Below are 14,338 nucleotides of genomic sequence, written 5' to 3' on the forward strand. Positions count from 1 at the left end.
ACACGACAATTATTTGCTGATGCATTTAACCGCTTCGGAAAGAGGCGGGATAATCTGCTTCTTGCGGCTCATGACGCCAGGCAGATATACATGGGTGCCGCTGGCATCCTTCTTGAAGGCTTCGCCGATAAGCGTCTTGGGCGAGCCCGTGAAGAGCAGATACGTTGCTTCTTCGAGGATATCCGTAACCATTACGAGGCTCATGTCAAAGCCGTCATGGTCGCAGATTTTCTGCATAGCATCGATAAGCTGCGGTTCGAGGTCCATAACTTCCTTGGTGTCCATTACGGAAATCTGGCTGACGATAATGCGGTAGTCGCCAATCTGGAATTCCTTGAGGTCATTCTTGGCAATTTCCGACGGCGTCATATCGCCAATGCCGGAACCGGCCTTGAGCATTTCCATGCCGTATTCGTTGATGTCAACGCCAGCGATTTCAGCCAAACGCTGTGCCGTCTTCTTATCGTATTCCGTGCAGGTCGGAGACTTAAAGAGCACCGTATCGGAGATGATGGCGGAAAGCAGGAGGCCTGCAATGGATGCCGGGATATCGATATCCTTCTGCCAGTGCATGTTAGCCACGATGGTTGCCGTGCAGCCAACCGGTTCCGCATGGGTGAAAATCGGTTCGCTGGTCTGAATACCGCCCAGACGGTGATGGTCAACGATTTCCACAATCTTGGCTTCTTCGATACCTTCTACAGCCTGACCGCGTTCGTTATGGTCAACGAGGATGACCTGTTCGCGTTCCGGAACCATCAGATTATCACGGCTGACAACGCCAACGAGCTTGCCGTTTTCTACAACCGGATAGTTGCGGTAGTTGGTTTCGTCCATGGTGCCCTTGATATCGGAGAGCATATCGAGCGGCTTGAAGCATACCGGATTTTCGTGCATGATGCGGCGGATGGGCACGCACTGATTAATCAGGCGGGCAACCGTATAAGTGTCATACGGCGTGGACAGTACGAACATGCCCTTGGCTTCCGCAGCTTCGATAACATCAGCCGATACGCGGCCATTGCCCGTAACCACGAGGCAGGAAATGCCCTGATTTACGATATCGATAAGGGTTTCGTCATGGCGGTCACCTACGAGCACCACATCATTTTCATTGATGATGTTTTTAATCATGCTGATGGAACCTGCGGCAATGCGCACGTTGCCCTTGATGAAGTCGCCTTCTTCGCCGGAAACCAGCACCTTACTGTCCGTAGCGGCAATGACATCACGATAGCGAACGCGCATATCGGCCAGGTTCTGCATGCCCAGTTCCTGGAAATAGCGCTTCGCCAAATCGGAAACCGTCACGATGCCGACCATTACGCCCTTGCTGTCCGTAACGGGTACGGAGCGCAAATCATGCTCACGCATAACCTCACCCAGACGGCGCAGGGTATCATGCTGGCGTACCACAATCTTGCTGTCCAGCATAACATCCTTTACCCGAGGATACAAATCAGTCAGCAGTACCGGTTTTTCTACCTTGAAATGCTCCAACGCATATTTGGTTTCTGCATTGACCTTGCCAGCCCGGGCCGGAACAACATTTTCACCCATGGCCTGCTTCAAATGCGCGTAGCCAATTGCCGAACAAATAGAATCCGTATCCGGATTACGATGACCAATCGTATAAATAGGTTTTGCGCTCTTCATAAAGAAAAATTCCTCCTCATATTAAAGCGGCTTTGACCGCCTGCTTGTTATAATTCTGTCCGCCCACCTTCATGGCCTCGCCATGCTGGGGTTCCCCTGCTGCACGCCTCTTAGCGCGCTCGTCAAATTTCTGCGGGTCTTCTTCCCGCTTTATGGAAATTTCCGGCGGTGCGGTGATGCCGAGTTTGATTTTACCTCCGCTGACTTTGACGATATTGACTACGATATGATCGCCAATCATGATTTCTTCATTTGCTTTCCGCGTGAGTACCAGCAAAATCCCACTCCCCCTTTATTCCGTCACTGTCCATAATACCACAACTGACGGGGGAATTTCAAACGGAAATGCGCATTTAAGCAAATAAAATGGCCCCCGTATGGGGGCCGGTGTAAAATTATTCCATTACATGGTACTCGCCATCGAGAATTTCCGTTTCATTGAAGAAAATGTGAATTTCCCGCGCGGCGCTTTCCGGGCTGTCCGAAGCATGTACGGCATTGCGGCGGCCATTGGTGGCATAGAGCTTGCGGATGGTGCCGTCAGCAGCTTCTGCCGGATTGGTCTTGCCATGGAGCTCACGGATGCGGGCAATGGCATTTTCGCCTTCCAATACCAGCGCAATCAGCGGCGCAGACGTCATAAAGCCCACCAAATCCCCGTAATACGGACGACCGATATGCTCGGCATAGTGGATGGAAGCCAGACGCTCATCCATCTTCAAGAGCTTCATGGCCACAATGCGGAAGCCCTCCTGCTCGTAACGCTTGATGATATCGCCGCTGTAATGCAGGGCAAAGGCGTCCGGCTTAATCAGTACCAAAGTTTTTTCCATAATTTGCTATGTCTCCTTGCTTATTTATCTTTTATTTTGTCCAATTCTTCCTGATAGATGGCTGCGACCTTCTGATAGTTTTCCCCAGATGCGCGCAGAGCTTCGATTTCATCTTCCCGCAAGGCACGGATAATCTCTGCCGGGTTGCCATAAACCAATGAATTCGACGGAATCTTTTTATGCTGCGTCAGTTTGGTACCAGCACCAATAACCACATTATCGCCAATTTCCGTATGTCCCAAGATAATCGAGCCCATACCAATCAGGCAGTTGCTGCCGATTTTCCTGGCGTGCACTACGGCATTGTGACCTATAATGACATTATCGCCTATCTCTGTCGGTTCGTCCAACATCACATGCAGGGTGCTGTTATCCTGAATATCACAGTTCTTGCCAATGGTCAGCTTCTGAAAATCACCGCGTACTACAGCGTTAAACCATATTCTGCTGCCTTCACCGATTTCCACATCGCCAACAACCGTAGCGGAAGGAGCCATGAATACGTCTTTGCCAATGACAGGCGTTTTCCCCTTGTAGGAAAGAATAGTGCTCATAAGTATCGCCTCCTGGTTTACTTTGGAAAACTATTGTTTCCTCTCTATTATAACGATTTTGGCGAAATTTAGCAATATTAGCGATAATTTACTCAGGAAAGAGCGATAAAATTCTGCAGCATGGTTCTGCCTTCCGGCGTCATAATCGACTCGGGATGGAACTGCACGCCGTAGATGGGATAATCCCGATGCTGTACCGCCATAACCTCACCATCAGTGGTCTGCGCCGTAACCTCCAGGCATTCCGGCAGGGTATCTGCCTCTGCCGCTAAGGAGTGATAGCGGGCCACGAGCATATTCGATGAGCAGTGCTGAAAAAGCGGACAGTCGTCGCGGAACTGAATGGCCGACTGTTTGCCGTGCATGAGTTCCTTGGCATAGGTCACCACGCCGCCAAACGCGGCGCAGATGGCCTGATGGCCCAGACATACACCCAGGGTCGGAATCTTTTTGCCCAAAACGGCCGCAATCTCCATGATATTGCCCGCATCTTCGGGCCTGCCCGGCCCCGGAGACAGGATAATGCGGTCTGGCTGCAAGGCCTCAATCTCTGCCACCGTCATTTCATCATTGCGGATGACGCGGATATCCGGCTCAATGCTGCCGATAAGCTGATACAAATTGTAGGAAAAGCTGTCGTAATTATCCACCAGCAAAATCATAAGTCATCATCCTCCGCATATTCCAGGGAGCGCACCACGGCCTTGGCCTTGTTGATACATTCCTGATATTCCTTCTCGGGATTGGAGTCCGCGACGATACCGGCACCGCTGCGCACAAAGACCTGACCGTTCTTCTTGTAGGCAATGCGGATGGCAATGCAGGTATCCATATTGCCGGTAAAGTCGATATAGCCGATGGCGCCGCCGTAAATGCCCCGCTTGTTGCCCTCCAGTTCTCCAATCAACTGACAGGCGCGGATTTTCGGTGCCCCGGAAAGGGTACCTGCAGGCAGTACCGCGGCAATGGCATCCAGCGCATCTTTATCGGCACGGATTTTTCCCCGCACCGTGGAGCCGATATGCATCACATGGGAAAAACGCTCAATGGAATGCAGCTTTTCCACCTCCACGGAACCAAACTCGCTGATTTTGCCCAAATCGTTGCGGCCCAAATCCACCAGCATATTGTGTTCGGCCAGCTCCTTTTCGTCCGCCAGCAGTTCCTGCTCCAAGGCCCTGTCCTCCGCCGCTGTCCTGCCGCAGGGACGGGTGCCAGCCAGTGGAAAGGTATGGAGAATACCATCCTCCAATTTCACCAGCGTTTCCGGCGAAGCGCCGGCCACTTCCACATCCAGCCCCGAGAAGTAGAACATATAGGGTGACGGATTGATGGTGCGCAGAACGCGATAGGTATTTAAGAGACTGCCCTGAAAGGGTGCTGACAAACGATTGGACAGCACAATCTGGAAAATGTCCCCCTCGTGGATATGGTGCTTGGCCTTCTCCACCATGGCGCAAAATTCGTCCTTTGCGAACAGGGGAGCGACTTCTCCCAGCAGTTTGCCGTCCTCATCCACCTTCTTTTCGCCAGTGCGCAAAAGTTTCACCATGCGGCTAAGCTCTGCAGTGGCTTTTTGATAACCGGCCTCACCATCGGCCAGCTTCATGTTCACCATCAGCACGATTTTCTGCCGCACATGGTCAAAGGCAATGACCTTATCAAAGAGCATGAGGTCAACGTCCCGGAAGTTTTCCGTGTCCTCCACTTCCACTTTGGCCTTGGGCTCGCTGTAGCCGATAAAGTCATAGGCAAAATAACCCACGAGCCCGCCGGTAAAGGGTGGCAGCCCTGCAAAGCGTGGACTGCGATAACCTGACAAAACCTTACGAATTTCCGCAGCCGGGTCAGCCCCCGCAACAGTTCGCCCGCCTGCCTTAAACGCCCCATTGAGGCAGGTGATTTCCATGCGGGGCTCAAAGCCCAAAAACGTATAACGCCCCCACTTGTCGCTGGCCTGGGCCGACTCCAGCAGATAGCAATGCTCACTGGTGTTCTTCAATATACGCAGAGCCTCCATGGGCGTGATGAAATCCGCCAGTATCTCGCAACTTACCGGTGCAATGTCAAATTGACCAGTCAAATTCTCGATGTCCGTATATTCAGGAAAAAACTTCACACAAAAAGCCTCCTTTGCTAACACTCTTATACAAGAAGTTACCATTTCAGAGGCTTTATGTCAAGAAATATACATTCTATTGTAAAGTTTTGTCCTTAGAAGAAGATTTCGCAGTCGTCTTCTACTTTTTTGCAGTTAGCCAGCACATTTTCCATTACCTCGCTGACTTCTGCGCCATCTTCAAACTCCACCTTCATCTTGAGGGCCATGAAGTTTACCGTGGCATCTGCTACACCCGGGGTATTCTTGGCGGCTTCTTCCATCAGGTTAGCGCAGTTGGCACAGTCCACTTCGATTTTATAGGTTTTCTTCATAAATCAATCCCTCTTTCTTCATATATGAGTATGTGTTCATTCGTTAGTTTTATTATACCCTGCATTTCATAAACTGGCAAGAGTTTTGTCATTTTTTCGCGCTTAAGTCAACTTTAATTCTATTTATTGTTGACAAAACTTTTTCTTATGGTTATCTTTATTTTAGTAAGCAGTTAACATAAAACGAAGGAGTTTTGATAATATGACCAGCAAAATTCACGCCCTAGCCGACAAAATCATGGCGGGTTTCCGCCTGCAGCGAGGAGATGACTTTTCCCTGCTCTTTGACACGCCCTTGGAGGAACTTTCCGCCGAAGCTGGACGGCTGCAAAAGCATTTCTGCGGCCAGCATGTTGACCTCTGCACCATCATCAACGGGCGCAGCGGGCGATGCAGCGAAAACTGCAAATACTGTGCGCAAGCCGCCTGCCATCATACAGGCATTGACGAATATCCCTTCCTGCCGCAGGAAGAAATTATCGCCAACGCCCGGGCCAATCAGGAAGCCGGTGTCAACCGCTTTGCCATCGTCACCTCCGGACGGGCACTGGGCGGCGCAGAATTTGACCAGGCCATTGCCGCCTATGAAAAGATGCGAGACACCCTGACCATCGACCTCTGCGCTTCCCATGGCATCATCAGCCGGGAGCAGTTCCGCCGTCTGCGGGCCGCAGGCGTCACGAGTTATCATCATAATATCGAAACTTCCCGCCGCTATTTCCCGCAAATCTGCACGAGTCATACCTACGAGGACAGAATCAAAACCATCAAAATCGCCCAGGAAGAAGGACTCTGCGTCTGCTCCGGCGGCATTATCGGCATGGGCGAAACCTGGGAGGACCGTCTGGATATGGCCATAAGTTTGGCGGAGCTTCATATCACCTCCATCCCCATCAACGCCCTGATGCCCATAAAAGGAACGGGGCTGGAAAACCAGCCCCGCCTTACGCCAGAGGAAATTATGCGCACCATTGCCATCTTCCGCTTCATCAATCCCGAAGCCAATATCCGTCTGGCCGCCGGACGAAAACTCTTGCCGGAAAACGGTGCCGCAGCCTTCACGCAGGGAGCCTCTGCTTCCATCACCGGCAATATGCTGACGACCTCCGGCACCACCATCAAAGAAGATTTGGCCATGCTGGAAAGCTTAGGCCTTAGCAATACCTGATTAGCGTGACACGAACATAGCCCGCACGGCGTTAAGCACCGCCAGCACCATTACGCCCACATCTGCGAAGATGGCCGCCCACATATTGGCAAAGCCCAAGGCACCGCCAATCATTACGAGCACCTTAACGCCAATGGAGAAATAGATATTCTGCTTGACAATCCGCAGCGTCTTGCGCGCCACGCGCTGGGCAACGGAAATTTTCAGCGGGTCATCATCCATGAGCACGATATCAGCTGCTTCAATGGCAGCATCGGAGCCCATAGCCCCCATGGCAATGCCCACATCAGCCCGCGAGAGCACAGGCGCATCATTGATGCCATCTCCCACAAAGGCCAGTTTGCCGGTCTTTTGCGCGGCCAGCAGTTCTTCTACCTTGGCTACCTTATCCTGCGGCAACAGCTGGCTGTAAACCGTATCCAACTGCAAATCAGCGGCAACTTTGTCCGCGACCTTCATGGCATCCCCGGTGAGCATCACCGTCTGGCGGATACCATTTTTCTTTAAGGCCGTGATGGCTTCCTTAGCATGTTCCTTCAGCACGTCGGCAATGATGATATGACCGGCGTACTCACCGTCCAGCGCCACATGAATAGTCGTCCCCGGCAAACCATGGCTGCATTCATGCCACGAGGCACCGATAGTTTCCATAAGTTTTTCATTGCCCACATGAACCTGACGGCCATTGACCATAGCGCGGATACCCTGACCGGGAATCTCCTCCACCTGCTCCACACTGCAGCCATCGGCTTCATGGCCGAAAGCCGCCCGCAGGGATTCTGCAATGGGATGGGTGGAATAACGCTCCACATGCGCCGCCAAATGCAGCAGCTGGTCCGCGTCTAATTTATCCGTATGGATGGCGCTGACCTCAAAGACACCTTTGGTCAGTGTACCAGTCTTATCAAAGACCACCGTATCCACTTCGGCCAAGGTTTCGAGGTAATTCGAGCCCTTCACGAGGACACCCTGACGGCTGGCACCGCCAATGCCCGCAAAGAAAGACAGCGGAATGCTGACCACCAAGGCACAGGGACAGCTGATAACGAGGAAAACCAACGCGCGGTACACCCAGGTGCCCCATTCAGGAGTCAGTCCCATAAAGAGCAGGCGCACCAGCGGCGGTAACAGAGCCAAAGCGATAGCCGCATAGACCACAATCGGCGTATAGACACGGGCGAATTTGGCGATAAAGTTTTCCGACTTAGACTTGCGGGAGCTGGCATCTTCCACCATCTCCAAAATCCTCGATGCCGTTGACTCGTCAAATTCCTTAGTCGTTTTGATTTTCAAAAGGCCGTTGATGTTGATACAGCCCGAGAGCACTTCGTCCCCTGCCTTGATGTCCCGCGGCAGGGATTCCCCGGTAAGTGCCACTGTGTTCAGACTGGACACACCTTCCACCACTACGCCATCGAGGGGAATCTTCTCACCGGGCTTTACCACAATGATTGCACCGATTTCCACTTCGTCGGGGTCCACTCTTTTGAGCTGGCCGTCTTCCCCCTCCAAATTGGCGTAGTCAGGGCGAATATCCATCAACGCGCTGATATCCCGGCGGCTGCGGCCAACTGCATAGGACTGGAACCACTCGCCCACCTGATAAAAGAGCATAACGGCGATAGCCTCGGTATAATCTCCATCCTCATAGATAGCCAAAGCCATGGCGCCGATGGTCGCAATGGCCATCAGCAGACATTCGTCAAAGGCCTTGCGGTTTTTGATGCCCTTGCCCGCCTTCAGCAGAATGTCATAGCCTACAATCAGATACGGAAGCAGATAGGCCACAAAGCGCGGCCCTCCCGTCAGCGGCGCATAAGCCAGCACCACCAACAACACCGCTGCCACAATAATGCGCAGGAGATTTTTCTTCTGTTTCTTGTTCATAAAGCGCCTCCCCGCTGACAAGTCAAATTTGACTTGTCAATCTGACCTGTCAATTAATAACATATGAATAACTGTTCATTTGTTCTATAAAAATTATAGCACGCAGGCCGGGCAGCGTCAATAAAAAAGAGCCTGACCAGTCAATTTTTTGACCGGTCAAGCCCAATATAGGGGTTTATGCTTGGCAAACCTTATGGGGATTCAAAATATTATTGGGGTCAAAGGCCTTCTTAATGCCCCGCATCAAAACAAGGCTAGATTCCGGCAGAGATTCCTGCAGATAGGGACGTTTTACCAGGCCAATGCCGTGCTCACCGGAAACCTGCCCCCGCAATTCATGGGCTTTAGCATACATGCGCTCCATGGCAATGCTCAAGAGTTTTTCCCATTTCTTATCCGGCAGGTCATCCTTCAGAATGTAAACATGCAGATTGCCGTCTCCGGCATGGCCGAAGGATTTGATGCGGATGCCGATTTCCTTGCGCAGCTCATGGACAAATTCCACAAATTCATTGACCCGACTGCGCGGCACCACCACATCCACTTCGTCCATCATGCTGGTGGAGGATTTAATCGCTTCGAGGAATGCACCGCGCGTCTTCCAAACCGGCAGACTGCGTTCCTCTGTATCGGCAATCAGAATGTCAATGGCTCCCTGGTCCAAACAAATCTGCGCCGTTTCATCATAGTAGGAAGCGATTTCTTCCATGGTATTGCCGTCAAATTTCAGCAGCAGATAGGCGTCCGCCTGATTGTCTGGGAACTTGCGGCCCAGATATTCTTCCGCATCTAAGATGACCTCGCGCTCCATAAACTCAATGGCCGTGGGCACGGATTTTGCCTGAATGATCAGCGGCACGGTGCCAATAGCCTGTTCCAATGTGGGGAACGGAACCAGCAGGGTAACATTCTTCTTGGGCAGGGGCAAAAGTTTCAGCACGGCCTTGGTCACAAAAGCCAACGTGCCTTCCGAGCCGATAATCATATCCTTCAAATCGTAGCCGGAACTATTCTTCACCACTTTGCCGCCGAGCTGCATGATGGTGCCGTCCGCCAACACCACTTCGAGCGCGCGTACATAATCACGGGTTACGCCGTATTTTACGGCTGTCATGCCGCCCGCATTCGTGCTGATATTGCCGCCGATGGTCGCCGACTTTTCGCCCGGGTCAGGAGGATAGTAAAAGCCCTGTTCTTCCACATAGCTTTTGAGTTCCATCAGCAGGACTCCTGGCTCCACCGTCAGGGTCAGATTTTTATCATCCAGTTCCAGAATGTGATTCATCAGCGTGGTATCAATCATGATGCCCTGCTCGACTGCCACAGAGGCGCCCACAAGGCCCGTACCAGCTCCGCGCGGGGTTACCGCAATATGATGCTTATTGGCATAAGCCATGAGTTTAGAAACTTCCTCCGTGGAGGTCACGCGGGCTACCAGCGTTGGATAGGTACGCACGCTGGCCAGTTCATCATGGCTGTATTCCTCGTTGATTTCTTTGCCGAACAACAGCCGTTCCCTGTCCATAAAGGTGGCAATTTCTGCTAAGTCTTTTTCTGTAATCTGATTGTATTCCATCATGCGATTTTCCTCCCCTGCTGAATCCGGGCAAGCAGCTGCGGTATAATCTCGTACAAATCCCCTACAACGGCATAATTGGCTACCTTGAAAATGGCGGCCTTGGGGTCTGAATTAATGGCAAAAATCTCATCGCTGTGTTCCATGCCGGCTACGAACTGAATGGCACCGGAAACACCGCAGGTGATGATGAGCTTCGGTCTTACAGTACGGCCTGACAAGCCAATCTGCCGCCGCGGGTCCATCCAGCCCGCTTCAATAAGCGGACGCGTGCAGGCATAGTCGCCGCCCAAGGCTTCTGCCAGCTGATAGACCAGCTCCAAATCCTCTTTTTTCTTGATACCGCGACCAGCGACCACCAGCACATCTGCATGTTCAATGCTCTTTTCCTTAGGCTTTTTCGTGATGCCGAGCACCGTAATGCGGGAGGCCAGTTCGTTTTCTGGTACCACGAGCTGTTCAATGGTGCCCTTGGCCTCTTTGCTGCGCTGGGGAGCATCCATAATCTTATAACGCACCGTAGCCATCTGCGGACGGGTATTGGGCGTCAGAATCTCCGCCATGATGTTACCGCCAAAGGCCGGACGAATCTGCACTAAGTCAGTATTCTCATGGATATCCAGCACCGTGCAGTCAGCGGTAAGCCCCGTATGGAAGCGGGCGGCTACCCTTGGTGCCAACTGACGGCCTACAGGCGTTGCCCCCACGAGAATGGCTGCCGGTTTCACCTGCTTGATGAAATGTTCAAACACCTTGGTATAGGCTTCAATATTAAACCCGCCCAGACTCTTCTTATCGCAGACAAAAATCTTATCTGCGCCATAGTGACGCAGTTCTTTGGCTGCGCCGCTAATATCATGCCCCATAAACAGAGCATAAACCTGCTGATGAATCTTGTCGGCAAGTTCGCGGGCCTTGCCCAATAACTCAAAGGAAACAGGATGAATATGGCCTTCCACGTGGTCGATATAAACGGCAATCCCCTGCCATTTACTCTTGTCAATCTGTGCTTTTGGCTCATCTTCCACAAATTCCATGGCACCATTGCCTTTTTTCACGCAGAGTTTGCAAAGGCGGCAGGCGGCTGATATTTCAACTGTGCCATTCTTTTCTGTCATGGCACCGAAGGGACAAATCGCCATTAGGGCCTTGATATCCGTTATCTTATCCTGATGAACAACTAATTTACCCATTATGAAACCTCCTCGCGCTTAGGAAACGAATCATGCAATAAACTTCTTGCTCTTGAGCATACTGTAGATGCGGCCAGCCTGTTCCTCACCAGACCCCTCCCAGGTTTCCCGGGATTTGTGGGACTCTGGCGGAAAAATACGCTGTACCTGCGTAGGCGAGCCATTCAAGCCATAATGGTGCTCGTCGGTATCTTCCATATCGCTCAAGGTATAGGTTTCAATTTCCCGCGTGGCAGTTTCCTTGGATTTTTTATAGGATGGCAAACGCGGTTCGCAAATATCTTTTTGTACGGTAAGCAGGCAGGGGAAGGACACTTTCAGCCGTTCCACATCCTCAGACATTTCCATATTCACCACAATGGCATTGTCTTCGACACCTTCTACCTGTTTCACATTGCAGACACAGGGAATGCCCAGCTGCTCGGAAACCTCCGGCCCCACCTGAGCCGTGTCTCCATCCGTGGTCTGCAAACCGCAGATAATCAAGTCAAAGTTCCCAAAGCGCTTGATTCCCTGGGACAAGGTATAGCTGGTGGAAAGCACATCGGCACCACCAAACTTTCTGTCCGTAATCAGAGCGCCCTTATCGGCCCCCATGGCAAAGGCTTCATAGAGAATCTTTTTCGCCGGCGGCGGCCCCATGGTCAGCACGTTTAAGGTGCCGCCATACTGCTCCTTGAGCCGCAGGCCCGTCTCCAAAGCGTAAAGGTCATACGGATTCATCTTGGCATCCGCCCCATTACGCTTGAGCACCCCCGTAACCGGGTCTACTTCAACTTTGTTAGAACCTGGAACTTGCTTGATACAAACCAAAATATTCATCGCTATTCACCCTCCTTGACTCTACTAATTCGTCATATGATTCAAATCTCCTTCAAGAAATTGCATAAAATTTTCTTTATATTGTGAAACAAATAACAAACTGGACGATAAACGAAAAAAACCTGCAAGAGTACGCCACTCTCACAGGTCTGTAAAAACTCATTTAGTATTTTTCTTCTACCACCGGCGGCAGGATTTCCACCCAGTAGCCGTCCGGGTCTACGATAAAGTAGATGCCCATGGCCGTATTCTCATAGCAGATGCAGCCCATCTTCTCATGCTTGGCGTGCGCCGCTTCATAATCGTCCGTCCGCAGGGCCAGATGGAATTCATTGTCGCCGAGGTTGTAAGGCTCCTTGCGGTCAGCCAGCCAGGTCAGTTCCAGCTGATGTTCGCTGCCCAGTTCGTCCCCGAGAAAGACAATCTTAAAGCCCTCACCGTTAATACGGCGCACTTCTTTGAGCCCCAAAGCTTCTTCATAAAACTTCATGCTGCGTTCCAAATCCAGCACATTGAAATTGTTATGCGCAAACTTAAATGTCGCCATTGTTCTGCCTCCTAAAATAGAATTACAAACAATATATATTATAGCTTATTGCAGATTATTTTTCCAGTACAGACAGCTTGTTGCAAGTTCGTTATAATTGATTATCAAAAAATTCGCTAATCCGTTAATATTTTCCTGCTATTCCCTGCGAAATAAGCACGGTCATTTGCAGGGAATAGCAGGAAAAGGCGCTGTTCAGAACGAATAACACCTTTGTGGTATTGTCAAGGCCCAAGGCCATTTGCATGAAAATCGTAAAAGGAGTTGAATTGGATGAAGAAAAGAATCACCGCGATTATACTGGCGATGTTCTGCCTGCTCATGAGTAGCTGTCTGGCTATGAGTAAGGAAAGCAAGGCCGATTTGGACAACGAGCTTGCCCAAATGGTTGGGGATACCGGCACGAAAGTGCCAGGGCTAGGGGTAATCGCCTTTAAGGATGGCAAAGAAATTTACAGCAGCTTTCAAGGTTCAGCTATTATCGACAGCCAGAATCCACAAAAAAATCACCCCTTTACCCGCAAAAGCCGTTTTCGCGTAGCTTCCGTCTCCAAGATGTTTACTGTGTTCACGATTATGCAGCTGGTCGAACAGGGAAAACTCAACCTGGATGACGATGTGAGCAAATATTTGGGATTCACGCTCAGAAATCCCCATTATCCGAATACGCCCATTACCGTGAGAATGCTGGCCTCTCACCAATCCTCCCTGCGTGATGGCAAGATTTATAGCATTCCGCCACAGATGGGGCTGCAAGAATTCTTCCGCAAAGACGGCAAGTTCTACGAAAATGGCGCCCACTTTGCCCCTGCTGGCCAGGAACCGGGCAAATACTTTGCCTACAGTAATCTCAATTATGGGCTTTTAGGAACCATTATCGAAAAAGTTACAGGCGAACGCTTTGACCAGTATCAAAAGAACCATATCTTAAAACAGCTGGATATAAAAGCTGACTATCTGCCCAGCAATTTCAGCCAGAAGGAATTTAAGAAACTCGGCGCAGTTTACCAGAAAAAAGATAGCGCCGGCGTCTGGAATGAAAAAGGTCCATGGCGTGCTACACAGGATGGATATCCACAGGGGCAGCCGGCCAAAGATACTGTTGCCCTGCAAAATCCTTATGCCGAAAACTTCCAGGATACCTACAGCCTAAAAGATTATGTTCCCGGCACCAATGCTACGGTCTTTTCCCCGGCAGGCGGTCTGCGGATTTCCTGTGAGGAACTTTCGCATGCGCTTTCCATGCTGCTTAACGGTGGCACCTACAAGGGCAAACAGGTTCTCTCTCCGGCTTCGGTTAAGACCATGCTTGGCCGCGAATGGATTTATGACGACAAAACCAAGAACGGCAACACCTATGGCGGCACGATTCTCTCCTACGGTTTGGGCATTTACCAGATGGACGGCAAGAGTACAGCCCGCTTCTGCAAAGACACGGAGATTGACCTGGTGGGACACACCGGTGAGGCTTTCGGTCTGCTCTCCATGCTGGCCATCCGTCCGAACACCAAAGATGGCTTTGTCTACATCATGAACGGCGAAGCCATTGAAGAGGACGAAGATGCACGCAGCGCTGGTAAATTCAGCAACAACTACATCTGGGAAGAAACCATTGGCGATGCTATTTGCCGCAATGTGTTTGTTCGCAAATAAAACTTAATATCTGCTT

14 protein-coding genes are annotated in these 14,338 nt (G+C 51.0%); 2 read left to right on the forward strand and 12 right to left on the reverse strand.

Features of this window, described 5'->3' with window-relative positions:
- Positions 1-9: 9 nt before the first annotated feature.
- The 7 genes from T320_RS02315 to T320_RS02345 form a co-directional block, all read right to left on the reverse strand.
- Positions 10-1,656: a putative manganese-dependent inorganic diphosphatase gene (locus T320_RS02315; RefSeq protein ID WP_037352807.1), complete on the reverse strand. Its 1,647-nt coding sequence runs from the start codon at positions 1,654-1,656 to the stop codon at positions 10-12.
- A 16-nt stretch (positions 1,657-1,672) separates the two neighbouring features.
- Positions 1,673-1,933: a carbon storage regulator gene (locus T320_RS02320; RefSeq protein WP_051598544.1), complete on the reverse strand. Its 261-nt coding sequence runs from the start codon at positions 1,931-1,933 to the stop codon at positions 1,673-1,675.
- 118 nt (positions 1,934-2,051) lie between these two features.
- Positions 2,052-2,489 carry a nucleoside-diphosphate kinase gene (ndk, locus tag T320_RS02325; RefSeq protein ID WP_026760473.1) on the reverse strand — a complete coding sequence of 146 codons (438 nt, stop codon included), beginning with the start codon at positions 2,487-2,489 and terminating at the stop codon, positions 2,052-2,054.
- Between the two features lie 20 nt (positions 2,490-2,509).
- Positions 2,510-3,043, reverse strand: a complete 534-nt coding sequence (locus T320_RS02330) for a gamma carbonic anhydrase family protein (RefSeq protein WP_037352809.1) — start codon at positions 3,041-3,043, stop codon at positions 2,510-2,512.
- A 92-nt stretch (positions 3,044-3,135) separates the two neighbouring features.
- On the reverse strand, positions 3,136-3,705 hold the full coding sequence (locus T320_RS02335) for an anthranilate synthase component II (protein ID WP_037352813.1): 570 nt from the start codon (positions 3,703-3,705) through the stop codon (positions 3,136-3,138).
- Positions 3,702-5,162: an anthranilate synthase component I gene (gene trpE, locus T320_RS02340; protein ID WP_051608556.1), complete on the reverse strand. Its 1,461-nt coding sequence runs from the start codon at positions 5,160-5,162 to the stop codon at positions 3,702-3,704. Before trpE ends, T320_RS02335 begins: the two co-directional genes overlap by 4 nt.
- 95 nt (positions 5,163-5,257) lie before the next feature.
- Complete coding sequence (locus T320_RS02345; RefSeq protein ID WP_026760469.1) at positions 5,258-5,476, reverse strand: cation transporter; 219 nt, start codon at positions 5,474-5,476, stop codon at positions 5,258-5,260.
- A gap of 202 nt (positions 5,477-5,678) precedes the next feature.
- Between T320_RS02345 and bioB the strand changes: the two genes are divergently transcribed.
- A complete protein-coding gene (gene bioB / locus T320_RS02350; RefSeq protein ID WP_037352815.1) occupies positions 5,679-6,644 on the forward strand; it encodes a biotin synthase BioB in 966 nt (321 codons plus the stop codon).
- Here the strand turns inward: bioB and T320_RS02355 are convergent, their stop codons facing one another.
- The 5 genes from T320_RS02355 to T320_RS02375 form a co-directional block, all read right to left on the reverse strand.
- Positions 6,645-8,531, reverse strand: a complete 1,887-nt coding sequence (locus tag T320_RS02355) for a heavy metal translocating P-type ATPase (RefSeq protein WP_037352817.1) — start codon at positions 8,529-8,531, stop codon at positions 6,645-6,647.
- Between the two features lie 175 nt (positions 8,532-8,706).
- Positions 8,707-10,110, reverse strand: a complete 1,404-nt coding sequence (locus T320_RS02360; RefSeq protein ID WP_037352820.1) for an FAD-binding oxidoreductase — start codon at positions 10,108-10,110, stop codon at positions 8,707-8,709.
- Entirely contained in the window at positions 10,107-11,300 is a 1,194-nt protein-coding gene (locus T320_RS02365; protein ID WP_037352822.1) for an electron transfer flavoprotein subunit alpha/FixB family protein, read from the reverse strand. The genes T320_RS02360 and T320_RS02365 overlap by 4 nt, the downstream gene beginning before the upstream one ends.
- A gap of 30 nt (positions 11,301-11,330) precedes the next feature.
- Positions 11,331-12,122: an electron transfer flavoprotein subunit beta/FixA family protein gene (locus tag T320_RS02370; RefSeq protein ID WP_026760464.1), complete on the reverse strand. Its 792-nt coding sequence runs from the start codon at positions 12,120-12,122 to the stop codon at positions 11,331-11,333.
- 163 nt (positions 12,123-12,285) lie between these two features.
- Positions 12,286-12,669: a VOC family protein gene (locus T320_RS02375; protein ID WP_037352824.1), complete on the reverse strand. Its 384-nt coding sequence runs from the start codon at positions 12,667-12,669 to the stop codon at positions 12,286-12,288.
- A gap of 273 nt (positions 12,670-12,942) precedes the next feature.
- Here T320_RS02375 and T320_RS02380 point away from each other — a divergent pair, with 273 nt between their 5' ends.
- Complete coding sequence (locus T320_RS02380; protein ID WP_037352827.1) at positions 12,943-14,322, forward strand: serine hydrolase domain-containing protein; 1,380 nt, start codon at positions 12,943-12,945, stop codon at positions 14,320-14,322.
- Positions 14,323-14,338 lie beyond the last annotated feature (16 nt).

The organism is Selenomonas sp. FC4001, assembly GCF_000701565.1.
GTDB classification, from domain to species: Bacteria; Bacillota; Negativicutes; order Selenomonadales; family Selenomonadaceae; genus Selenomonas_A; species Selenomonas_A ruminantium_B.